Consider the following 24,228-nt stretch of genomic DNA (forward strand, 5'->3'; position numbering starts at 1 on the left):
TGAATGGTTTTCTTCTTATCTCATTCATTTTGAGCTTCTAGACCCCAAACTATTTAAAGAAAAAACAACCATAAAACACTCACAAATAACATTTTAACAAAAAAGGCAAAAATAATTTTGATTAAAATAAAACTACACATTATTAGTACGGTTTGTTTTATTAAATTTGCTCACAAATTTTTAAAAAATGTTAGAAAATCAAGCTTCAGAAGAAAAAAATAATGTCGATACATTACAAGCCGATAAAAAGGCTAGAAATAAAAAAATAGCTCTAATCGTTGCAGGAGTATTAGTCCTTGGTATAATTATCGTACCTCGTATTTGGGATAAATTCCATAAAAAAGAGCTGGTATGCCTCAATAATCAAACTGAGATTTACGATAAATACAAAGATGCTGTTGTGCTTGTCAAACATACTTATGCTTTGCAAATTTCAATCAAAGGATCAGAACCTTTTCAAATTAATGTTGAAGATAGTTCATTTGAAGACAAAACAATTTCCGGAACTGGTTTCTTTGTATCAAACGATGGAAAAATTGTTACCAATCACCATGTTGCTGAACCTTGGAAATATTCTGAACAAAAAACAGAAAATTTTGATGAATTAAAAGGACATATTGCTGCTATTCTTCCAGATTCTATTGAGAAAAAAGACTATAAAACCTATTTAGAATCTCATTGGAATGATTATTATAATGATGGAGAAGGTTCGGAAGAAGAATATAGTGAAGAAAGTGAGTCAGCTGCGGCTGCAGCACCAGTTGCAAATGTTGATTCAACAAATGTAAATAGTGAAGTAAATGATTTGATTTCAGACAATCAATCAGAAGAAAAAGCTGTAACAAGCCAAGTAACTTATACAAATCTTGAAGATATCGAAATTGTTCCTCAAACAGTTGAAATTAGCGTAGCCCTTCATGGTTCTAAAGACGATTGGTTAAAATGTAAAGTTTTTAAAATAGCCGACGGAGACGAAGTAGATGTTGCTGTTTTACAACTTATGAGCGAAACTCTACCAGGTTCTGTAACGGATTATGTTGATTTAGACAATGCGATAAAAGATGACGCTAGTATAAAACCAGGAACTAATGCAATCTTAATTGGTTACCCAATGGGATTACAGCTAGCCAACACACGCAGAGGTATAAAAGTACAAGTTTACGAAGGCCAAATTAATAAAGAATCAGACGGTGTTAGTCTACAATACAATGTAACATCAACACATGGTGCCAGTGGATCACCCGTTTTTAACCAATGTGGTCAGCTTATCGCTATCAATTATGCTGGTTATGACGAAGCCCAGGGGTATAATTTTGGAATTGTTGCCAAACATGCTATGGCTTTAGTGAATTAGTTTGTTACCATTTGCACTAAAAAGCTTATTTTTGTGATAAACCATCTTCAAAAATATAATGCTTAAAAAGATAATTTCAAAAGTAGAGAATATAATTGCCTTATCGCAATCCGTTTTAAGTCCAAAGCAATTTATCTTTTTATCAAGTGTTTTGGTTGGTATTTCATCAGCATTTGCCGTAATTGTTTTAAAAACATTTGCTCACTGGGTTTTTACATTTGCTACTTATGTAACCATACATGCAACCTTTTTTAAATTAGGCCTCCTAAAAGTAATGTTACCGGTAATTGGTATTGTACTTACAGTATTTGTAGTAAAACGATTTTTAGGAGGCACAATTGAAAAAGGAACTTCACAGATTTTATATGCCGTAGCCAAAAAAGCAAGTATTATTCCAGAAAAACAAATGTATGCCCAAATTGTAACCAGTTCGCTTACCGTCGGACTTGGGGGTTCTGCAGGACTTGAAAGTCCAATTGTGATTACAGGAGCTGCATTCGGCTCTAATTATGCCCAAAAATACAGTTTAAATTACAAGGACAGAACAATGCTTATTGGCTGTGGAGTTGCAGCGGGAATAGCCGCCGCATTTAATGCTCCAATTGCAGGAGTTTTGTTTGCTGTAGAAGTATTACTTGTAGACGTAAGCATTTCCGCATTTACACCAATTATGATTGCTGCTGCAACCGGAGCATTAGTATCTGCAATGGTTTTGGATGAAACAATCTTATTGAATTTTACAGGAAAACAAACTTTTAATTATCATAATATCCCTTACTACATTCTTTTAGGGATTATTACTGGATTTGTAGCTATTTTTTATGCCCGAAATTTTCAAAATACAGAGCATTTTTTTAGTCGACTCAAAATTTCACCCTATAAAAAAGCATTCTTTGGGGCATCAATTTTAGCTCTTTTAATTTTTATTTTCCCAACACTTTTTGGAGAAGGATATGAAAGTATAAGAACTTTATCCGATAGTGACCCCGGTGAATTATTAGAAAACACACTTTTTAGTGAATTTAGAAATAACAGTTGGGCTTTATTAGCATTTGTAGGTTGTGCTTTAATGCTTAAAGCTTATGCTACAGGAATTACCCTAGGAAGTGGTGGTAATGGAGGTAGCTTTGCTCCTTCTCTATTTTTAGGTTCTTATGTCGGCTTTTTCTTCTCAAAACTATTGAATTTAACAGGCTTAACCAATTTACCTATTAGTAATTTTACAATGGTTGGCATGGCTGGTATTTTAAGTGGATTGTTTCATGCTCCATTGACAGCAATCTTCTTAATCGCAGAGATTACTGGAGGTTACGGGTTAATGATACCACTTATGATTGTTGCCTCTATTAGTTTTGCCATTTCTAAAGCTTTTGAAAAACACTCATTGGACGTTAAGGGATTAGCAAAAAAAGGACATGTTTTTACCAGTAATAAAGATTCTAACGTACTTTCAACTTTAGATACAAATTCTATTATCCAAACCGATTATCTAACTGTTTTTCCAGATGAAAATTTAGAACGATTAGTAGATCTAATTTCCCATTCTAATCAAGTTATTTTTGCTGTGATAAACGAAGAAAATAAACTCTTGGGAATAGTACATTTTAATGATATCAGAGAAATTATTTTTAATCAGTATCGAGTAAAATACACTTTGATAAAGGAAATAATGAAAACACCAATTGACGTTATATATCCTGCTGATAGCATGGAAACGGTAATGGATAAATTTGAAGCCACAAAAGTAGCTTTTTTACCAGTACTTAAAAACGGCATCTACTATGGTTTTATCTCAAAATCTGTAGCCTTAGAAACTTACAGAACCAAACTAAAATCAATGATAATAGAATAAAACTAATTTTACACTTACATTAATTTTGTTCTCCCTCACATCAAAAGAATAAATCAAAATGGTAACTTTGCTTTTTTGCAAAAAATTATGCTAGATACAGAAAATACGATTGAAGTACAAGGTGCACGCGTTCACAATCTTAAAAATATAGATGTTTCCATTCCTAGAGAAAAACTAGTAGTCATTACTGGTCTTTCCGGATCAGGAAAATCGTCATTAGCCTTCGACACTATTTATGCCGAAGGACAACGCCGCTATGTAGAAACTTTCTCGGCTTATGCAAGGCAGTTTTTGGGCGGATTAGAACGTCCCGATGTCGATAAAATTGATGGGCTTTCTCCCGTTATTGCTATCGAACAAAAAACAACCAGTAAAAGTCCACGCTCTACCGTGGGAACCATTACAGAAATTTATGATTTCTTACGTTTGCTGTATGCCCGTGGTGCTGATGCCTATAGTTACAACACAGGCGAGAAAATGGTTTCTTATTCGGATGAGCAAATCAAAGAATTAATTATTCAGGATTTTACCGGAAAACGAATCAATATTCTTGCACCGATTATTCGAGCCAGAAAAGGGCATTACGCAGAGCTTTTTCAGCAAATTACCAAGCAAGGATTCCTAAAAGTTCGTGTGAATGGTGATATTCAAGATTTAGTTTCAGGTATGAAATTAGATCGTTACAAAACCCATGACATTGAGATTGTTGTTGACAGAATGGTTATTGAAGATACACCAGATAACGAAAAACGTTTATCCGAAAGTATTAACACCGCCATGCATCACGGCGAAAATGTACTGATGGTTCTAGATCAGGATACGAATGAAGTACGCTACTTCAGTCGTAATTTAATGTGTCCTTCTACAGGAATATCATATCAAAATCCGGAACCAAATTTATTTTCTTTCAACTCACCAAAAGGAGCTTGTGATCATTGCAACGGCTTAGGAACTGTTAACCAAATAAATGTTGAAAAAATCATCCCAAACCCTAAAATAACAATTAAAGCAGGTGGTTTTGCACCTTTGGGCGAATACAAATCATCTTGGATTTTCAAACAATTGGAAATTATAGGTGAAAAATATGGTTTTAAATTGACTGATCCTGTTGAAAACATTCCAGAGGAAGCAATGGAAATGATTTTGAACGGTGGAAAAGAAAAATTCACCATTAATTCCAAAGATCTTGGAGTTGCCAGAGAATATAAGATTGATTTTGAAGGAATCGCCCATTTTATAAAAAACCAACACGACGAGAGTGGTTCATCATCAATAAAACGTTGGGCTGCCGCTTTTATGGACGAAGTAAAATGTTCTGTTTGCGAAGGCTCCCGTTTGAAAAAAGAAGCTAATTATTTTAAAATCAACGAAAAAAGCATATCTGAGTTATGTGATATGGATATTTCGGATTTGACAGCTTGGTTTTTGGACTTAGATCATCATTTATCAGACAAACAAAAACGAATTGCAACCGAAGTAATTAAGGAAATCAAAGATAGATTGGATTTCTTGATGAATGTAGGTTTAGATTATTTAGCTTTAAGCCGAAGCTCAAAATCCCTTTCAGGTGGTGAGGCACAACGTATTCGACTAGCAACCCAAATTGGGTCACAACTGGTTGGTGTTTTGTATATTCTGGATGAACCAAGCATTGGTTTGCACCAAAGAGACAATGACAAGCTGATTCATTCCCTTGAGCAATTACGAGACATAGGTAACTCTGTAATCGTAGTTGAGCATGACAAAGACATGATTGAACGAGCCGATTATGTAATCGATATTGGACCTAAAGCCGGTAAATACGGTGGTGAAATAATCAGTATTGGAACTCCTGGAGAAACTTTGGCATCGAATACCATTACAGCTCAGTATCTGAATGGAAAAATGAAATTGGAAATTCCCAAAAAACGTCGTGAAGGAAACGGGAAATTCCTAAAATTAACCGGAGCTACTGGTAATAACCTGAAAAATGTTTCGATTGAATTGCCTTTGGGAAAAATGATTTGCATCACAGGAGTTTCCGGAAGCGGGAAATCGACATTGATTAATGAAACCCTCTACCCTATTTTGAATGCACACTATTTTAATGGTGTTAAAATTCCAAAACCGTATAAAAAGATTGAAGGTTTAGAGCATATAGACAAAGTAATTGATATTGACCAAAGCCCGATTGGACGAACACCGCGATCTAATCCTGCGACTTATACAGAGGTTTTTACCGAAATCCGAAACTTGTTTACAATGACTTCTGAAAGTATGATTCGAGGCTATAAAGCGGGACGTTTTAGTTTTAATGTCAAAGGTGGTCGTTGTGAAACCTGTGAAGGTTCCGGAGTACGTACGATAGAAATGAACTTCTTACCCGATGTGTATGTAGAATGTGAGACTTGCCAAGGAAAACGTTTTAACAGAGAAACATTAGAGATTAGGTATAAAGGAAAATCTATTTCGGATGTATTGGATATGACAGTAGACGAAGCGGTTCCTTTCTTTGAAAACATACCAAAAATCTATAGAAAAGTAAAAACAATTCAGGATGTTGGCTTGGGCTACATCACTCTTGGTCAACAAAGCACAACGCTTTCTGGAGGTGAGGCACAACGTATCAAACTAGCTGGTGAACTCTCTAAAAAAGATACCGGAAATACGTTCTATATTCTTGACGAACCTACAACAGGTTTGCATTTTGAAGACATCAGGGTATTGATGGATGTAATCAATAAATTGGTAGACAAAGGAAATACCATTTTGATTATTGAACACAATATGGATGTAATCAAACTGGCCGATTATATTATAGATATTGGCCCAGAAGGTGGAAAAGGTGGCGGACAACTTGTAGCAAAAGGTACACCGGAAGAAATTGCTAAAAATAAAAAAAGCCATACGGCACAGTTTTTGAAAAAAGAATTACTTTAGTAAAAGTTGAATTGAAAACGGATGCCCTAACCCCGATAGCAGTGGAAATCCTTTTTATTTTTCCTTTAAAAATGAAAAGATTAAAACGAATAGCGGGATAAAGCTCCTAAAAATAAAATAAATATGAGATTAGAAGATTTTGACAATGACGAGGATAAAGTTATCCAAGACAAACTGAAACAAAAAACTTGGAATGATATTAAAACCAACGACAGTTGGGCTATTTTCAAAATCATGTCCGAATTTGTAAATGGATATGATACAATGAGTCGTATTGGTCCTTGTGTGACTATTTTTGGTTCAGCAAGGATAAAACCAGAAGATAAGTACTATCTGCTTGCTGAGAAAATTGCTTATAAAATAAGTAAAGCCGGCTACGGAGTGATTACTGGTGGTGGTCCCGGAATTATGGAAGCAGGAAACAAAGGTGCGCATTTAGGTGGTGGAACTTCTGTGGGATTAAATATAGAATTGCCTTTTGAGCAACATTTTAACCCATATATTGACAGAGACAAAAACTTAAATTTTGATTATTTCTTTGTTCGAAAAGTAATGTTTGTGAAATACTCACAAGGTTTCGTGGTTATGCCAGGTGGTTTTGGAACTATGGATGAATTATTTGAAGCTATAACCTTAATTCAAACCAAAAAAATTGGAAAATTCCCTATCATACTAGTAGGAACCACTTTTTGGTCTGGATTGATTGATTGGATAAAAGCAGTATTAGTAGAAAGAGAACATACGGTAAGTCCTGAAGATTTGAATTTATTCAAACTGGTTGATACCGAAGATGAAGTAGTTACAGTCTTGGATAATTTCTATAAAAAATACGATTTGAGTCCTAATTTCTAAGACCCATCAAAAACAATTCTGACAATGTTATTTTGCCACGAATTGCATAAACTTCATACTAATTAATTCATATGAAATTTGTGCAATTCGTGGCATTTTTTAATTGATTAATCCTACTCTAAAATTATTGCAGTAAAATTGTTTTTAGAACACTTAAGTGCTTTTAAAACAATGCTTTTAATTCATCGTGTTTTGATGTATTTTGGCTAATAAAAACAGAACTTTTCTTAATTATTTGTAAATTGTATTAGTTTTATACTTTTAAGTAATCTTATACATCCCCAGATTGAAAACTTACGGTAAAATCATCCTATTTCTTATTGTTTTGTTCATTTCACAAAAGCAATACGCACAGCATCACTCCAAAATGTCTGTTGATGTAAATATGGATACCAAAACCTTATTTATTAATCAGGAAATCACTTATTACAATAAAAGTAACGATACTCTGTCATCTATCGTTCTAAATGATTGGAATAATGCTTTCTCTGATAAAGAAAGTCCGCTGGGTAAACGTTTTTCTGATGAGTTTTACAATCACTTTCACTTGGCGACAGTAGAAGAACGAGGAGGAACAATCAATTTGATAATTGAAGATGAAAACAAAAATGTTATTCTTTGGGAAAGAACAAAAAAACATCCTGATTATATTGAACTTCCATTAAATAAAAAATTGGAACCCAATCAAAAAACAACTTTACATCTATCCTACGCTTCAAAAATTCCCAGTGATAAATTCACCAAATTCGGTTATTCAGAAGACAGGATTTTGAACCTAAAAAACTGGTTCTTAACTCCTGCTCGCTATGAGGATCATCAATTTATTAAATACAGCAATGAGAACCTAGATGATATTGCCAATGCCGTTTCTGATTTTGTTATTAGTCTTAAAATTCCAAAAAACAGAACCATAACTACTGACTTGGATATCAATAACTCAACTCAAACTGAAACTCAGGCAACTTATACCCTAATAGGCAAAAAGATTCCCGATTTTAGTCTCATTATTGAAAAAAAATCCAGTTACGAAAGTTTTAAAGTTGGTGATCTGGAAATCATTACTAATCTCAGGGCTAGCTCTAAGGTAGAAGACAACCACAAAGCACTCCTTATTAATAGAATTGCAACCTTAGCAAAAGAACAAATAGGCACATATCCTTTTCAAAAAATAATAATTTCACAGGCTGATTATGACCGTAATCCGTTTTATGGGCTGAATCAATTGCCGAAATTCATGAGACCGTTTCATGATGACTTTCTGTTTGAAATTAAATTCCTTAAAACCTATCTGAATATTTTTCTAAGAAACAGTTTGCAATTAAATCCTAGAAAAGATAACTGGATTTATGATGGAATACAGGTTTTTACCATGATTGATTACATTGATAAATACCATCCAAGAAGCAAAATGATGGGATCTGCCTCTAAATTTTTCTTATTGAGAGGATTTAAAATGGCTCAAACTGATTTTAATGAGCAATACAGCTATTATTATATGCTTATGGCTCGAAAAAATCTTGACCAACCACTTAACTCGCCCAAAAACTCATTAATAAAATACAATGTTCAAATTGCCAATAAATACAAAGCTGGATTGAGCTTACAATATTTAGATCATTATCTTGGCCATGACTTGGTAGATAATGGAATTCGACAATTTTACACTTTAAATAAAGAAAGACTAACTACTGAAGCTGATTTTGAAAACATCCTGAAATCCAATACACCCAAAGACATTGATTGGTTTTTTAAATACATTATAAACAGCAGAGAAAATATTGATTATAAATTTAAAGACGTTTCAAGAACAAAAGACAGTATTACTTTCTTCGTAAAAAACAAAGGAGTTCCATTAGTTCCTATGCCAGTATTTGGAATCAGAAAAAACCAAATTATATTTAAAAGATGGCTAGAAACTAATGAAATAGACACTACCCTTATATTTGACAGAAAAAATATCGATAAATTAGTGCTCAACTACAATAATGAAGTGCCAGAATTTAATTTGAGAAATAACTGGAAATCATTAAAAACATTTTCGCTTAATCGTCCTTTAAAGCCAACTTTTTTTCAGGATTTAGAAGATCCACATTATTCACAATTTTTTTACAACCCCACCTTTTATTACAATCTTTATGACGGGCTTTCGCCTGGAATTAGTTTTTACAATTATAGCTTCTTCGACAAACCCTTTATGTATGTTTTGAATCCTATGTACTCCATAAACACAAAATCTATCGTGGGTAATTATTCATTTATCATCAATAAATATTATAGAACAGGAACAGTATATAATGTACGGTATTTATTAAGTGGCTCCTATTTTCATTATGCTCCAGATGCCGCTTATTTCAAATTAAATCCCAGCTTATCCTTATTTATAAGAGAACCCAATTATAGAGATAACAGAAAACAAAGCATATTTGTTAAATACAACATCATAAATAAGGAACCATCAGCCATTGTGGTTGACAGTACAGACAATTATTCTATTTTGAATCTTAAATATTACAACATCAAAACCGAGGTAACGAGTCATACTAAATTCTTTACTGATGTTCAATTTTCAGGCTATTTTGGAAAAATATCTGCCGAAATGGAATACCGAAAACTTTTTAACAACAAGCGTTTTTTTAATTCCAGGCTATACGGAGGAACATTTTTATATAATTCGAACAATACCCAAAACTATAATTTTGGGGTATCCAGACCCAACGATTATCTTTTTGATTATGATGTTTATGCCCGCTCTGAGACCACAGGTATTTTAAGCCAACAATATTTCCTTGCCCAAGGTGGATTCAAATCTTTTGTAACCCCTTCAGAATCTAATAAATGGTTAATAACAAGCAATATGAGTTATACAATTTGGAATTGGATTGATGCTTATGCTGATTTTGGATTTGTAAAAAATAAAGGTCAAAATAATACATTTATATATGATGGTGGTATCCGATTAAATTTGGTTCAAGATTACTTTGAATTGTTTTTTCCGGTATATTCATCAAATGGTTTTGAAATAGCGCAAAAAAATTATGGTGATAAAATAAGATTTATCTTCGTTTTTAATCCTAAATCATTAATTAATCTTTTTACCCGAAAATGGTTTTAATTCAAAACAAAAACTTTAAAATATTAAATAATTATTCGATAAATTAAAATAAAATTACATAATTCATAAAAATAAATATGTTTTACTAAAAATTATTTGTTAAAAATTTAGAAAAATACAAAAGTGTATAACGATATATAGATAGTTTTTGATTAGATTTGCAGCACAAAAAAAGCTATACTTTTAAATTATGATAAAAGAGAAAGTGAATACTGGTTTAACATTTGAAGACTTTAGAACCGAAGTCCTGAATGATTACAGAATCGCCATAATAAGCAGAGAATGTAGTTTATTAGGTCGAAAAGAAGTATTAACCGGAAAAGCCAAATTCGGAATATTTGGTGATGGTAAAGAAGTTCCGCAACTTGCCATGGCTAAATCCTTTAAAAATGGAGATTTCCGTTCCGGATATTATCGCGATCAAACTTTTATGATGGCCATAGGTGAATTGACAGTACAACAATTCTTTGCCGGATTATATGCACATACAGATATAAATCAAGAACCAATGTCGGCTGGAAGGCAAATGGGAGGGCATTTTGCAACCCATAGCTTAAATGAAGATGGATCTTGGAAAAACTTAACTGAACAAAAAAATTCTAGTTCAGATATTTCTCCTACAGCTGGACAAATGCCACGTTTATTAGGATTAGCACAAGCATCTAAAATATACAGAAATGTTCCAGGTATTGAAAATGCAAGCAATTTTTCTATAAATGGAAATGAAATTGCTTGGGGAACTATTGGAAATGCAAGTACATCTGAAGGTTTATTTTTTGAAACCATAAATGCTGCCGGTGTATTACAAGTTCCTATGGTAATGAGCGTTTGGGATGATGAGTACGGAATTTCTGTACATGCAAAACACCAAACTACCAAAGAGAATATTTCTGAAATCTTAAAAGGATACCAAAGAGAAGAAGGAACTAACGGATTTGAAATCCTTAAAGTAAAAGGTTGGGATTATGTAGATTTGATTGCTACTTATGAAAAAGCGGCAGAAATTGCACGTGAAAAACATATCCCAGTTTTGATTCACGTTGATCAACTAACACAACCTCAAGGACACTCAAGCTCTGGTTCACACGAAAGATATAAAAATGCAGCTCGATTAGCTTGGGAAAAAGATTTTGACTGTATTCGTCAGATGAAATTATGGATGATTGCCATTAACATTGCAACACCAGAAGAGATTGAAGCTATTGATCTAGAAGCTAAAAAAGAAGTTTTTGAGGGCAAAAAAGCCGCTTGGAATGCTTTTATTGAACCAATTGTAGAAGAACAAAACGAATTGGTAGCCATATTAGAAAGAGTAGCTGTTAGCAGTAATAGAAAAGAAGAAATTCTTAGAAATGTATCTAACCTAAAAGGGATTAAATCTCCTCTAAAAAAGGAAATATTGGTAATCGCACGTAAAACATTACGTTTGGTTATCAATGAAGAAGATAAATTAGAATTATCCCGTTGGATTACCAACTACATTAGCAAAACACAAGAAAAATTCAGCAGTAACTTATATTCAAACTCAGATTTGAATGTGTTTTCAGTTAAAGAAGTTCTACCAGTATATTCTGAAAACAACAAAGAAGATATCGATGGTAGAATGATCTTGAGAGATAACTTTGATGCTATTTTTTCAAAATACCCAGAAGCATTAATTTTTGGGGAAGATGCAGGAAATATTGGTGATGTTAACCAAGGTCTTGAAGGAATGCAAGAGAAATATGGAGAGTTACGCGTTGCCGATGTTGGAATTCGTGAAGCTTCTATATTAGGGCAAGGAATCGGAATGGCTTTAAGAGGATTACGTCCTATTGCCGAAATTCAGTATTTGGATTACCTATTATATGCTATCCAAATCATGAGTGACGATTTAGCCACTTTGCAATACAGAACCGTTGGAAAACAAAAAGCGCCACTTATTATTCGTACTCGTGGGCACCGCTTAGAAGGTATTTGGCATTCAGGCTCTCCAATGGGAATGATTATCAATGCCATTAGAGGAATTCACGTTTTGGTTCCAAGAAACATGACACAAGCAGCTGGTTTTTACAACTCTTTATTAGAATGCGACGAACCTGCTTTGGTTATCGAATGTTTGAACGGATACCGTTTGAAAGAAAAAATGCCTTTGAATTATGGTGAATTCAAAACACCAATTGGAGTTATTGAAACGCTGAAAACAGGAAACGATATTACACTTGTTTCCTATGGTTCAACATTACGATTAGTAGAACAAGCTGCCAAAGAACTACTTGAAGTAGGAATTGATTGCGAAGTTATTGATATACAATCTTTACTCCCACTTGATGTTAATCAGGATATTATAAAAAGTGTTGCAAAAACCAACAGATTATTGGTTATAGACGAAGATCTTCCAGGTGGAGCTTCTGCTTATATTTTGCAACAAATTTTAGAACAGCAAGACGCTTATAAATACCTAGACAGCAAGCCACAAACCTTGACTGCCAAAGAACATAGACCTGCTTACGGAACAGATGGAGATTACTTCTCTAAACCTTCTGCAGAAGATATTTTTGAAAAAGTATATGCTATGATGAACGAAGCAAATCCTTCAAAATATCCAAGTTTGTATTAATCAGTACAATTTAGAATTATAGAATCCCAATCTTAACCGATTGGGATTTTTTTATATCTTTATTTAAACTTATTTCGCAATGAAGCCCCTAAACGATTTGTTTTTAGATTTAAAAGATATTAAAGTAATAGATAATACTATTCCCTATCAACAATATACCCCTATAAATCTATCTCCTTCAAACCTTGAATTAAATCAATTAAACATTACTAATGCTAATGAATTTGAAAACTTTATAGAACATTTTTTAGCAACAAATAAGGCAAAAGTAGCATATGGAGGCTATAATGAAATTCGCAATCTATACAAACGAAGCACTTCATTTAATGATTCAGAGGAAAGAAACATTCATATCGGTTTAGATTTATGGATCAAAGCAGGAACACCCGTTTTAGCCGCTTTAGACGGAAAAGTACATAGTTTTCAATACAATAATAAAATAGCCGATTACGGCCCAACTATTATACTGGAACACCAAATAGAAAATCAAACTTTTTATACTTTATACGGTCATTTATCTCTAGAAAGTATTACTTCTATCAAAATAGGTAACTTTTTCACAAAAGGACAACAACTCGCTACATTAGGAGACTCGACTGTAAATGGTGATTATGCACCACATTTGCATTTTCAGATTATAAAAGACATAAAAGAAAATTTCGGAGATTATCCGGGAGTTTGCAGTAAAAGCAACTTGGATTATTATTTAGAAAACTGTCCTGATCCAAATTTACTATTGAAGATATCATAATCAAGGATAAAAAATTATTTCCGCTTTTTGACACATACCAAGATCTTGAAAAGCAATCATTTAACTTTTAATTTAGAAACAAGCAACATAATTTTAAGTACAAATCACTTATATTGAACGTTATAATAGATTACAGTTCTTTTTAAAAATCTATAACATTTAAATATCAATATCATGAAATTTATAAGTAAAATAGCAGTTTTGCTCATTGCTTTCAATTCATGGACAATGATAGTGCCTCAACAGGCAACTGCACAAGTTTCAATAAGTTTTCAGGTTTTTTACGATGATCTAAGCCCCTATGGCAGTTGGGTACTTAATACTCATTATGGATACGTTTGGCTTCCTGATGTTTCTCCCGGCTTCATTCCCTATGGTACTAATGGACATTGGGTATATTCTAACGTAGGATGGACATGGGTTTCTAATTATTCATGGGGATGGGCGCCATTTCATTACGGTCGATGGTATTACGACTATATTTATGGATGGATATGGGTACCTGATTACGAATGGGGACCAGCTTGGGTTGTTTGGCGAAGATCTGAAGGTTATTACGGATGGGCACCTATAGGTCCCGGAATTAGTATAAACATTGCATATGGTGGTAATTATATTTTACCTTATAATCAATGGATAGTAGTGAGAGATCGGGATTTAGGGCGAACAAACATCAATAACTATTATGTTAGAACTCCCGATAACAGCAGAATTCTAAAGAACTCTACCGTGATAAACAATATTAGGACAGACAACACTAGTCATGCAAGATACGGAATAGGCCCTAATAGAAACGAAGTACAAAGAAGCTCAGGAAATGCAATTACAACTTACACCGTAAGAGATAGAAATAAACCTGGGCATAATTTGAGCAATAGAGAGCTTAATATCTATAAACCTAGAGTTGAAAAACACAATGCCTCAGGGCAAAAACCTATTCCATATAAAGTCATAAGTATGAAAGACGCAAAGTCTACAAAGCAAAGTAATACTAGAACTAATCCATCGCAACAAAAGCGCTATGATCAACCTACTCAACAACCACAACAGAAACATCAAGAACAACCCAAACAGCAACAACGTTATGATCAACCTGCTCAACAACCACAGCAGAAACGTCATGAACAACCCAAACAGCAACAACGCTATGATCAACCTGCTCAACAATCACAGCAAGATCGTGGTCAACACATGAAACAACCACGTTACGAGCAACCTGCTCAACAACCACAGCAGAAACATCATGAACAACCCAAACAGCAACAACGTTATGATCAACCTGCTCAACAGCCACAACAAGATCATGGTCAACCTATGAGACAACCACGTTACGAGCAACCTGCTCAACAACCACAACAAGATCGTGGTCAACATATGCAACAACCACATTACGAACAACCTGCTCAACAACCACAACAGGATCGTGGTCAACATATGCAACAACAGCATTCACAAAAACATAATTAATGTCTAATTTTTAAAACTTGATGAGTCAAAACATCAAATACCAAACATAACAATCTCACATTTAGACAACATAAGTGAACACTTTAATTCAATAAATCAACGTAGTAACCAAAATCAAAAGCAATGAAAACAATAAAAATAATCCTGACTCTTATCTTTCTTGGATTTTTAACGAATTCATGTAATGATGATAACGATGATAGTAATAATGCCATGAAAGCAACTTATCCGTATACCGTTTCCATGACTGATGCTCCAGGCCCATATGAAGCTGTACTTATAGACCTTAAAGGTGTTGAAATAACTGGAAATAATGGACAAACAGTTGCACTAAATGTGATTCCGGGTATTTACGACCTTCTAGAACTATCAAACGGAACAACAACACTTATTGCTACCGATACATTAGAAAGTGCCAATGTGGAGCAAATAAGACTCATATTAGGACCTAATAATTCCGTTGTAGTAAATAACATAAGTTACCCTTTGAGTACGCCCAGTGCAGAACAATCAGGATTAAAACTTCAAGTGCATCAAACCCTTCAAAGCGGCATAATTTACAATGTACTTCTCGATTTTGATGCCAATCAATCTATAGTTGCTCAAGGCAATGGCGGTTATAAACTTAAACCGGTTATTAGAACAATAGAAACCGCAATAAGCGGAATCATCAAAGGAAAAATTTCACCAATGGGCACTTTGGCTGTAGTTAGTGCCACTTCGGATGTTGCTTATTCTACAAATGTAAATGACAGCGGTGATTTCCAACTTTTAGGACTTCCTCCAGGAACTTATACTGTGACCGTCACACCAGCATCACCCTTGCTCCCTGTGACCATAAGTGGAGTCGTCGTTACTGCAGGACAAACAACGGACATAGGAACAATAACTTTTTAGTCCCGATGCAGCGATAGATTTCGCGAAGAAAATTAAGAATACCAATTGAATTCATTTTTTTTACCAAAAACACCTCCCTTTTCATAAGAGTGAGGTGTTTTTATTTGAAATTGAATCAATTATGATTATTTTAAAGACAATTTTTCTTGCAATATTTTATAAGAAGACGTATATCGAATCTAAAAATTCATTATTTTTACTATCTAACTCTATATAAAATGAATTCAAAAGAGCAACTAATTCATAAATTTTATACCGCTTTCGCGAATGCTGACACTAAAACTATGTGCGAATGCTATCATCCGAAAATTAAATTTTATGACCCTGTTTTTGGTCTATTAAAAGAGAATGATGCATGCCAAATGTGGAAGATGTTGATTGAAAAAAGCAAAGGCAATATCAAAATAGAATTTTCAGATATTAAAGCGGATGAATACATGGGATCCGCAAATTGGATTGCAACCTATAATTTTAGCAAAACCAATAGAAAGGTAATAAATCGAATCGAAGCCCAATTTCAATTTAAGGATGGCTTAATCATCAAACATACTGATGATTTTTGCATCTGGGAATGGTCTAAACAAGCTTTGGGCTTTAAGGGATTATTATTAGGATGGACCGGTTTCATGGAAATGAAAATTCAAAAACAATCACTTACCACTTTAAAACACTACCAAGAAACAACATTAGTATAATGGCTATTGAAACTCTAAAAACCCTATTTAACCGAGATTTAAATAAACTAAAAACAGAAATCGGGTCGTACCAAAATGAGAGCAGAATTTGGTCTATAGATAAAAATATATCAAATTCAGCAGGAAACCTGTGCTTACACTTAATCGGGAACCTAAACACCTATATTGGAGCTCAAATTGGAAAGACAAATTACATTAGGAATAGAGAACTCGAGTTTACACAAAAAGACATTCCACAAGCGGAATTAATAACCAAAATCGAAGCTACAATTGTTGTTGTAAATGACGCGCTTGTCCAATTAACTGATGAGGAATTAAAGGAAGAATATCCACTTTTAGTTTTTGAAACAAAGACTTCGACAGAGTTTTTATTAATTCACCTCACAACTCATCTTGCTTACCACTTAGGACAAATAAACTATCACAGGCGTCTATTAGACAATTAAAAGCGATCCAAATTAAGCGGCCAAATCCCATCCTTACTATACCATAATTGCCCTTGCAAAACTTGTAACGGGCAATCAAAATTATTTGTATATAAAGCTCCCGTCCCTAATCCTTGAGGCATTAAATTATGTTGCAAAAATGTCCATTGAGCAATAGCATTTAGACCTATATTACTTTCTAAAGCCGAGGTAATCCACCATCCAATATTATACTTTTCAGCCAAGGAAATCCACTCCTGCGCACCTCTAAAACCGCCTATAAAACTAGGCTTCAAAATGATGTATTGCGGCTTAATCTTAGTCAATAATTTTTCTTTTTCAGCCTTTGTAAAAACCCCGATCAGTTCCTCGTCTAACGCGATAGGAAAAGGAGTGATTTTACACAGCTCTGCCATACTGTCAGTGTTGTTTTTTTGAATTGGCTGCTCAATACTATGCAACACAAAACCAGCTAGTTGATTTAATTTATATAAAGCTTCATTTGAATCGAAAGCACCGTTCGCATCCACTCTAATTTCAACTTGTTCCGGAGTAAAATGTTCTCGAATAAATTGCAATAATTGCAGTTCTTTATCAAAATCTATAGCCCCAATTTTGAGTTTTATACAACGGAAACCATCAGCCAATTTTTCTTCTATTTGTTGCTTCATAAAAGACTCCTCACCCATCCAAACCAAACCATTAATCGGGATCGATTTTATACCTTTTGTAAAGTCGGAAGGAAAGAGCAAAAATGGAGTTTCACTAACCAAAGATTGGAACGCCATTTCGACCCCAAACTGTATCGAAGGAAACTCAATTAAAGCATCCCAAAGTTCATCTTTCCCCAAATGAATATTCGCGCAAGTCCATTGTAATTTTTCTTCATAATCGGGACGATCATCAGCACTCAAACCTCTTAAGATTCCACACTCACCTATCCCCTTTTTCCCGTCTTGTTCTAAGACAATAAACCAAGTTTCTTTTTCGGTCATCACACCACGAGAAGTTCCTGATGGACGTTTGAAGTTTAGAATGTATTTGTGGTAAGAAGCAAACATGTTTTGATTTTTGGATTATTTGATTATTGGACTTTTCATTATTCTTTTATCAACTTCAGCACTCTTTCAAAATCCTCGTTTTGGATTCCAGCTTTTTGGAAAGCTTTAAAATCTAACTCTGTTTTTTGAACCCAACTCAAACTATCGGTTACGTTTTGTTTTTGATATTTTTTATAGATCGTTTTAGCTTCTTTATAATTATCATTCAGCAAGTATGCGTGCGCCAAATTCAATTTAATCAACAACTCTGTATCATCAAGTTTTTCACCTTCTTGCAGGTATTTTAAGGCTTTTCCGTATTGCTTAGTCATCAGGTAAGCATTCCCAATGGCGCTATAATCCAGAACCGTACCTTTACCATCATTTATAATTATCCCTAATTTTGCAATTGCATCGCCGTATTTGCCTTGTTTTACCAAAAGCGACGCTTGGTTACGCAAATCAGCATAAACAGTGTTAGAAGTGCTCGTTTCACCAAAACAACTATTCCCTGAATCCTTAAAGAACTTAGAACGCTCTACCGGCAATAATTTTTGAAATTCCTGAAACTTATATTTTGTTTGGATTTTATCCAGCACACAAACACAAAAATCATCTGAATTAATCATTTTTTGAGCCAAATTAGAAGTTTTACATTGCTCAATAATGCTTCTTCTATTCTCAAGACTCCAGCCACGGCTTAATTTTTTATCAACCCAAGGCACAACTTCCAAAATGATTTTTTGATTCATGATCCAGTTTTTGCTTTCAAAACCAAACCACATGGCATTTCCTTTCAAACAGGTTGATTTTTCTACAGAAAGTCGCTTGGCATCTTTACTTACCGGTTCATCCTGAACCAAGCAGGACTCTAAGGTTTTACCCGAATCTTTGTACTCAGAAGCTAATTTATCTGTTGAAAAAATAGCATAAGTACACTTATCGTCTCCCGATATTTTTGACAAAACAAAAACAGCTCCGGCTGATCCTTGACTAATCCCAGTAGGATCCGGAATCGATTTTAAAACTGAAACCAAACTACTCGCCAATTGCTGATTTTGATCTAAAAGTGTGATTCTATATACAACTTCAGTAGTTCCTAAAGGCAGATCCTCCGTTTTGATAACAATTCGGTCTCTAGCTGAAACATTGACTTCTTTAGTGGTAGATCTGTCTTTATCCCAATAGCCGTCTTGTTGCGAAAAAGTATTTATAGTAATTTGTAGTGCAATAAATAATAGAAAATATTTTTTTCTCATTATGAAAATATTGGTCTTTCTTTAAAATGAAAGATATTAAATTTATAGAACGGCCTAGTCCTGAAAAACAGAATTAAGACTTGAGAAGACAACTAGCGAAGTAAAAAAATCTAAATTACAATTCGATATAACCACCAATTTCAAGTAACATCAAATCTTTTCCTTTGTCAAAAAACTTCTTGATAGCTTCCTCATGATTAATCTCAATATAACCAAACGTATCGTAGTGCATACCAAGAATTTTATCGCAAGCCACAAAATCTGAAGCAATTATGGCATCATCAACATCCATCGTAAAATTATCTCCAATTGGCAAAATAGCCAAATCAAGCTTGGTTCGCATCGGGATTAATTTCATATCCATTGTAAGTGCAGTGTCCCCAGCTATGTAAATATTTTTATGTTCACCCTCTATTACAAAACCACCTGGATTCCCACCATTACTCCCATCAGGAAAAGTACTGGAATGTACTGCATTGACATATTTTAGCTTTCCGAAATCAAAACTCCAACTCCCTCCATGATTCATAGGATGATTTTTAAATCCCTTCGCTCCATAATGAGTAGCTATTTCATAATTGGAAACAATTACTGCTCCTGTTCTTTTAGCAATAGCTTCTACATCCAGAATATGATCGCCATGCGCATGGGTAATCAGAATAAAATCAGCTTTCAGGGTATTAATATCAATATGCGCCGCTTTTGGATTGGCTGAAATATAAGGATCAACAAGTATGTGCTTACCACTCACTTCAATCCCCAAAGAGGCGTGACCATAGAATGTTACTTTCATTTTTTTTTATAAGCTTAAAAATTGAACATAAAATTGATTTTGACTTACCTTCCTCCCAAAAAGGCATTTACAAAAATGTCTGAAATCAAAGAAATCATACATAACGAAAGTAATATAGAAAGGAAAAAGGTACTCAATGCCACTTTCTTTAATTCAGGATCAAGCAATTTTGGATCTTGATTTTTAGACACTGTGATTAAATGTTTTGTCAACGGAATATAAGCCAATACAAACAAATATTGATCGAAACGAAAATCATTCAATATAGCAAAAACCAGCACAGACACCATTGCTGAAATTATCAAAAAGTAATGGTATTTTTTGGCTGCTTCAGCACCAATTTTTACTACTACGGTATTCTTTCCAGACTTAGCATCCGAAGCCTGATCACGCATATTGTTCAGATTCAAAACTCCAACGCTCAATAATCCAACAGCAATCGCTGGTAAGATCAAAACTAAGTCCAATTGTTTTGAATACAAAAAATTAACTCCTATAGTACTCACCAAACCAAAAAACACAAAGACAAAAATATCTCCGTATCCACGATATCCATAAGCAGAATTCCCTACTGTATAACGAATCGCAGAAGCTATAGCTAAGATCCCCAATACTAAATAGAATAAGGAATACACAAGATTACTCTCTCCAAAAGCAACATAAATCAATAATATTGCAGAAAGCAATGTAAGTATTGAAGTTATCACTAAAGCACGTTTCATAGCTTGTGGAGTGATTACTCCACTTTGGATAGCACGTTTTGGTCCTACTCTATCTTCATTATCGGTTCCTTTAACGCCATCTCCATAATCATTGGCAAAATTAGACAGCACTTGCAATCCCAAAGTCGTTAGCAATGCAAAAGCAAATATTTTCCAACTAAAAACATCTGTTGGAGTATCTATATTCTCAGTAGGTCTAAGTGCATACATACTTCCCACTATAATTCCGGAAACTGATAATGGTAATGTTCTTAATCTTGCGGCTTCAATCCAGTGTTTCATTATATTTTTTTATTTAAAGTTTAAAGTTTCGTATTTTCAGACTCCAAATTTGAAATCTAAAACTTGAAACTATTTTTCTACATCCAATTACTATCGGACGTTTCCATTTCGTATAACCAAAGGTTGACGTATTGTTTTATGGTTGTAAAATTACCTAATTGAAAAGCAATATTTCCGCCAGCGGTATGCAAAGTTAAGGAACCAATATTGATATTTTTATGCCAAAAAAGTTGTGATACAGTAATCGCCTGAATCTTACTAGGTTCTATAATTTCATTACTAATATCCCATGCTCCACTTTGTAGAATTATAAAATCATCATTGATAAAAAGGCGATTATTTTTGTAAATAAAAAACTGAATCAGCCCCATAAAAACAACAAAAAACATTACCAAATAATCAATCATTGGCATTTGTGTCACAACAAAATCTCTAATAAAATAAAAGCCTAACAAAGGTAAACCTATGGTTAAAAACACTGAAAATCCCAACTTTCTAAAATTTGGCTTTAACATAACACCTTTCTCAGGTATTTTTTGAAACAACAATTTCAAAATAGCATCTTTTTCCGGTCTACTACAACCCGGAATATCAATAGCTAATTTATGTGCTTCTTTTTCACCATTTGCAGCCTGCTTGATTTTAAGTTCTAAAACATTCATTTTCTTTTGCAAAAAATTCTGTGTTATACTGGTAATTTGAACTTTTTCAGGCTTCACAATCGTACTTCTGGTATTCAATAAACCATAGGAAAGCAACAATGAACCCTTTTGTCTCGTAATTTTATAATCAAAATAAGTAAATACTGTTTTGATTAGATTAATAACAATTACAGCAAGAAAGAAAAGAATAAAAAGTATTAGAAACACATTGACTATTTGTCTTTTACCTACATAATCCTCAATATTTTCATCCTGTAAAACATCTCGTCCTGTGATTTGTTTGATATGATCGAAAACCGTGAAGAAAAAAGCCAGTAATACAAAAAAGCTCTTTACATAATTTGAAGTAATTCCAATTTTTATCAAACTTAAAAAACTGATATTTATAAAAGGAATATCGGTTTCAACTTGTTTTTCTACTGGAATTTCGGTTTGATCAATACTGCCATCCTCAATTACTCTCTTTTTTTCATTTTCTAATAAACGAACTTTCAGGTCTAATGCCAATGCATGTGAAATCGCTTTGATATCGGCTTCTTTTTTATTGGATCCAGCAGTATCAACCGCTAATTCGTAAACCCCAACCACTCTTTGAATAAAAGACTGATTGATATTTACTTGTTGTATTTTATGAAGTTGTATAGCTGTTTTTGTTTTATTAAAAACACCTTCAGTTATAATAAATTCATCATTTTCCTGATCTATATAAAAGGTAAAGTTCCTATATCGTAAATAAGCAATAACTCCAATAAAGGCAAAAACAGCAATCGTTCCTGCCAATAAATACCCTTTATTAATTTCATTGAACTTGAAAATCCAAATAACCAGAATTGGCCAAAATGCTTTTAGATATCCTTGAAGCGAATAAACAAACATGACAAAAATCCCCACAATGGATTGTCGCTGGGGTTGACTAAAATCACCTTCCATTATAGTTGTTTTTGAATTTTACCCATCAACAATTGCTTGATATTTTCGGCTTCTTCTTTGACAATTCCAGGAATCTCTATATCACTAGAACTCCCACCAGCAGTAAAAATTTCTATTTTGGCTAAACCAAAAAACCTTGAAATCAATCCTTCATGTAAAGCTACGTGTTGCACTCTATTATATGGAATTACAAGTGTGTTCGTTGCAATTACTCCATGTCTGAATAAAACATCATGTTGTCTAAATGCAAATCCTTTTTTCTTGAATGCAATTCTAGAAAAGAATAATACTACAACTACCATACAAGCAAAAGCAATGCTAAATTCTAATACAAATGAAGCAAGGAGATCATTAAAAAATAACGTGAGTCCCACTCCTATTCCAATAATCAAAAAGAAGACTGTTAGACTTATTAAAGTTACTTTCCAATAATTAGGATGCAAAACCGAGAATTGTACTTCCTCAAATTTTGGAAGCAGTGTAGTATCTATGGTTTCGTTTGTGAAGTTTTCCATTTTTATTTTTTGGGTTCAGGTTTTAAGCTTCTCGTTTCGAGTTTCGAGTTTCAGGTTTCAGGTTTCAGATTTCAAAAAAAACTAACTTGAAATCTGAAACCACCAATCTTTAAATCTTTAAATCTTTCAATATCTCTTTATGGCAACCATTTTTTCTCAAAATTCGGCTTACGTTTTTCAAGGAAAGCATTTCTTCCTTCTTTAGCTTCTTCGGTCATATAGGCTAATCTTGTCGCTTCACCAGCAAAAACCTGTTGTCCAACCATACCATCATCAGTAAGGTTCATGGCAAATTTTAGCATTTTGATAGCCATAGGTGATTTTCCTAAAACTTCCTGAGCCCATTGATAAGCTGTCTCTTCTAGTTCAGCATGAGGGATAACCGCATTAACCATCCCCATTTCAAAAGCTTCCTGAGCTGAATAATTACGTCCTAAAAAGAAAATTTCACGAGCTTTTTTCTGACCTACCATTTTGGCAAGATAAGCTGATCCGTATCCTCCGTCAAAGCTTGTTACATCAGCATCCGTTTGTTTAAAAATAGCATGCTCTTTACTAGCCAATGTCATATCACAAACTACGTGCAAACTGTGTCCTCCTCCAACAGCCCAACCTGGTACTACGGCTATAACTACTTTTGGCATAAAACGAATTAAACGTTGCACTTCAAGAATATTCAAACGGTGTTGACCATCATCTCCAACATAACCTTGATGTCCACGTGCATTTTGGTCACCTCCACTACAAAAAGAATACACTCCATCTTTAGACGAAGGCCCTTCGGCAGAAAGTAAAACTACCCCTATTGAAGTATCTTCTTGAGCGTCATAAAAAGCCTGATACAATTCTGATGTTGTTTTTGGTCTAAATGCATTTCGTACATCAGGTCTATTGAATGCTATTCTAGCTACTCCATTGCATTTTTTATAGGTTATATCTTCAAATTCTTTGGCGGTAATCCAATCCATTTTGTATTAATTTTAAATTATTTTAGCGTAAAAATAAACCATTTTTTTTATTTTTCTGAACAATTTGTAGCTATTCACTTGGAACTTTTGGCTGTTCAAAAAAATCAACCCAAAAATGGGCTAAACTTCGAACA

At 33.8% G+C, this 24,228-nt stretch carries 18 protein-coding genes; 11 read left to right on the plus strand and 7 right to left on the minus strand.

From position 1 onward, the window contains the following. The first annotated feature begins 187 nt into the window (after window positions 1–187). From OZP08_RS14975 to OZP08_RS15025, 11 genes are all read left to right on the plus strand, one after another. Entirely contained in the window at window positions 188–1,354 is a 1,167-nt protein-coding gene (locus OZP08_RS14975; RefSeq protein ID WP_268846903.1) for a S1 family peptidase, read from the plus strand. Between the two features lie 58 nt (window positions 1,355–1,412). After that, window positions 1,413–3,206: a chloride channel protein gene (locus OZP08_RS14980; protein ID WP_281322221.1), complete on the plus strand. Its 1,794-nt coding sequence runs from the start codon at window positions 1,413–1,415 to the stop codon at window positions 3,204–3,206. 87 nt (window positions 3,207–3,293) lie between these two features. Then, window positions 3,294–6,125 carry an excinuclease ABC subunit UvrA gene (gene uvrA / locus OZP08_RS14985; RefSeq protein WP_281322222.1) on the plus strand — a complete coding sequence of 944 codons (2,832 nt, stop codon included), beginning with the start codon at window positions 3,294–3,296 and terminating at the stop codon, window positions 6,123–6,125. Window positions 6,126–6,248: 123 nt separating this feature from the next. After that, window positions 6,249–6,977: an LOG family protein gene (locus OZP08_RS14990; protein ID WP_281322223.1), complete on the plus strand. Its 729-nt coding sequence runs from the start codon at window positions 6,249–6,251 to the stop codon at window positions 6,975–6,977. A 286-nt stretch (window positions 6,978–7,263) separates the two neighbouring features. Next, the gene (locus tag OZP08_RS14995) at window positions 7,264–10,089 is read left to right on the plus strand and encodes a gluzincin family metallopeptidase (protein WP_349293456.1); all 2,826 of its coding nucleotides are present in this window, start codon (window positions 7,264–7,266) and stop codon (window positions 10,087–10,089) included. A 190-nt stretch (window positions 10,090–10,279) separates the two neighbouring features. Then, window positions 10,280–12,688, plus strand: a complete 2,409-nt coding sequence (locus OZP08_RS15000) for an alpha-ketoacid dehydrogenase subunit alpha/beta (RefSeq protein WP_268846906.1) — start codon at window positions 10,280–10,282, stop codon at window positions 12,686–12,688. 79 nt (window positions 12,689–12,767) lie between these two features. Continuing rightward, on the plus strand, window positions 12,768–13,439 hold the full coding sequence (locus tag OZP08_RS15005) for a peptidoglycan DD-metalloendopeptidase family protein (RefSeq protein WP_268846907.1): 672 nt from the start codon (window positions 12,768–12,770) through the stop codon (window positions 13,437–13,439). A 174-nt stretch (window positions 13,440–13,613) separates the two neighbouring features. Beyond that, the gene (locus OZP08_RS15010; RefSeq protein ID WP_281322224.1) at window positions 13,614–14,906 is read left to right on the plus strand and encodes a DUF6600 domain-containing protein; all 1,293 of its coding nucleotides are present in this window, start codon (window positions 13,614–13,616) and stop codon (window positions 14,904–14,906) included. A 123-nt stretch (window positions 14,907–15,029) separates the two neighbouring features. After that, window positions 15,030–15,803, plus strand: coding sequence for a DUF4382 domain-containing protein (locus OZP08_RS15015; RefSeq protein WP_268846909.1), 774 nt, complete (start codon window positions 15,030–15,032; stop codon window positions 15,801–15,803). A 218-nt stretch (window positions 15,804–16,021) separates the two neighbouring features. Beyond that, window positions 16,022–16,498 (plus strand): nuclear transport factor 2 family protein, encoded by a 477-nt coding sequence (locus OZP08_RS15020; RefSeq protein ID WP_268846910.1) that lies wholly within the window; start codon window positions 16,022–16,024, stop codon window positions 16,496–16,498. Further along, window positions 16,498–16,944: a DinB family protein gene (locus tag OZP08_RS15025; protein ID WP_268846911.1), complete on the plus strand. Its 447-nt coding sequence runs from the start codon at window positions 16,498–16,500 to the stop codon at window positions 16,942–16,944. Before OZP08_RS15020 ends, OZP08_RS15025 begins: the two co-directional genes overlap by 1 nt. Here the strand turns inward: OZP08_RS15025 and OZP08_RS15030 are convergent. The 7 genes from OZP08_RS15030 to OZP08_RS15060 all read right to left on the minus strand — a co-directional run bounded on the left by OZP08_RS15030 (window position 16,941) and on the right by OZP08_RS15060 (window position 24,094). Continuing rightward, window positions 16,941–17,984 carry an o-succinylbenzoate synthase gene (locus OZP08_RS15030; protein WP_281322225.1) on the minus strand — a complete coding sequence of 348 codons (1,044 nt, stop codon included), beginning with the start codon at window positions 17,982–17,984 and terminating at the stop codon, window positions 16,941–16,943. The genes OZP08_RS15025 and OZP08_RS15030 overlap by 4 nt on opposite strands. 38 nt (window positions 17,985–18,022) lie before the next feature. Continuing rightward, entirely contained in the window at window positions 18,023–19,222 is a 1,200-nt protein-coding gene (locus tag OZP08_RS15035; RefSeq protein WP_268846912.1) for a tetratricopeptide repeat protein, read from the minus strand. A gap of 115 nt (window positions 19,223–19,337) precedes the next feature. Next, window positions 19,338–20,015 (minus strand): metal-dependent hydrolase, encoded by a 678-nt coding sequence (locus OZP08_RS15040; RefSeq protein WP_281322226.1) that lies wholly within the window; start codon window positions 20,013–20,015, stop codon window positions 19,338–19,340. 44 nt (window positions 20,016–20,059) lie between these two features. Beyond that, on the minus strand, window positions 20,060–21,019 hold the full coding sequence (menA, locus tag OZP08_RS15045) for a 1,4-dihydroxy-2-naphthoate octaprenyltransferase (protein ID WP_268846914.1): 960 nt from the start codon (window positions 21,017–21,019) through the stop codon (window positions 20,060–20,062). A gap of 77 nt (window positions 21,020–21,096) precedes the next feature. After that, a complete protein-coding gene (locus tag OZP08_RS15050; RefSeq protein ID WP_268846915.1) occupies window positions 21,097–22,611 on the minus strand; it encodes a PH domain-containing protein in 1,515 nt (504 codons plus the stop codon). Then, window positions 22,611–23,126 carry a PH domain-containing protein gene (locus OZP08_RS15055; protein WP_281322227.1) on the minus strand — a complete coding sequence of 172 codons (516 nt, stop codon included), beginning with the start codon at window positions 23,124–23,126 and terminating at the stop codon, window positions 22,611–22,613. The genes OZP08_RS15050 and OZP08_RS15055 overlap by 1 nt, the downstream gene beginning before the upstream one ends. 137 nt (window positions 23,127–23,263) lie before the next feature. Further along, window positions 23,264–24,094, minus strand: a complete 831-nt coding sequence (locus tag OZP08_RS15060) for a 1,4-dihydroxy-2-naphthoyl-CoA synthase (RefSeq protein ID WP_281322228.1) — start codon at window positions 24,092–24,094, stop codon at window positions 23,264–23,266. Between the last annotated feature and the right edge of the window lie 134 nt (window positions 24,095–24,228).

The organism is Flavobacterium aestivum (assembly GCF_026870175.2).
Lineage (GTDB): Bacteria > Bacteroidota > Bacteroidia > Flavobacteriales > Flavobacteriaceae > Flavobacterium > Flavobacterium aestivum.

Excerpts from the sequence above, each read along its gene's own strand:
- OZP08_RS14975 (WP_268846903.1), top strand. The coding sequence starts at position 188 with ATGTTAGAAAATCAAGCTTCAGAAGAAAAAAATAATGTCGATACATTA.
- OZP08_RS14980 (WP_281322221.1), top strand. The coding sequence starts at position 1,413 with ATGCTTAAAAAGATAATTTCAAAAGTAGAGAATATAATTGCCTTATCG.
- uvrA (WP_281322222.1), top strand. The coding sequence starts at position 3,294 with ATGCTAGATACAGAAAATACGATTGAAGTACAAGGTGCACGCGTTCAC.
- OZP08_RS14990 (WP_281322223.1), top strand. The coding sequence starts at position 6,249 with ATGAGATTAGAAGATTTTGACAATGACGAGGATAAAGTTATCCAAGAC.
- OZP08_RS15000 (WP_268846906.1), top strand. The coding sequence starts at position 10,280 with ATGATAAAAGAGAAAGTGAATACTGGTTTAACATTTGAAGACTTTAGA.
- OZP08_RS15005 (WP_268846907.1), top strand. The coding sequence starts at position 12,768 with ATGAAGCCCCTAAACGATTTGTTTTTAGATTTAAAAGATATTAAAGTA.
- OZP08_RS15010 (WP_281322224.1), top strand. The coding sequence starts at position 13,614 with ATGAAATTTATAAGTAAAATAGCAGTTTTGCTCATTGCTTTCAATTCA.
- OZP08_RS15015 (WP_268846909.1), top strand. The coding sequence starts at position 15,030 with ATGAAAACAATAAAAATAATCCTGACTCTTATCTTTCTTGGATTTTTA.
- OZP08_RS15020 (WP_268846910.1), top strand. The coding sequence starts at position 16,022 with ATGAATTCAAAAGAGCAACTAATTCATAAATTTTATACCGCTTTCGCG.
- OZP08_RS15025 (WP_268846911.1), top strand. The coding sequence starts at position 16,498 with ATGGCTATTGAAACTCTAAAAACCCTATTTAACCGAGATTTAAATAAA.
- OZP08_RS15030 (WP_281322225.1), bottom strand. The coding sequence starts at position 17,984 with ATGTTTGCTTCTTACCACAAATACATTCTAAACTTCAAACGTCCATCA.
- OZP08_RS15035 (WP_268846912.1), bottom strand. The coding sequence starts at position 19,222 with ATGAGAAAAAAATATTTTCTATTATTTATTGCACTACAAATTACTATA.
- OZP08_RS15040 (WP_281322226.1), bottom strand. The coding sequence starts at position 20,015 with ATGAAAGTAACATTCTATGGTCACGCCTCTTTGGGGATTGAAGTGAGT.
- menA (WP_268846914.1), bottom strand. The coding sequence starts at position 21,019 with ATGAAACACTGGATTGAAGCCGCAAGATTAAGAACATTACCATTATCA.
- OZP08_RS15050 (WP_268846915.1), bottom strand. The coding sequence starts at position 22,611 with ATGGAAGGTGATTTTAGTCAACCCCAGCGACAATCCATTGTGGGGATT.
- OZP08_RS15055 (WP_281322227.1), bottom strand. The coding sequence starts at position 23,126 with ATGGAAAACTTCACAAACGAAACCATAGATACTACACTGCTTCCAAAA.
- OZP08_RS15060 (WP_281322228.1), bottom strand. The coding sequence starts at position 24,094 with ATGGATTGGATTACCGCCAAAGAATTTGAAGATATAACCTATAAAAAA.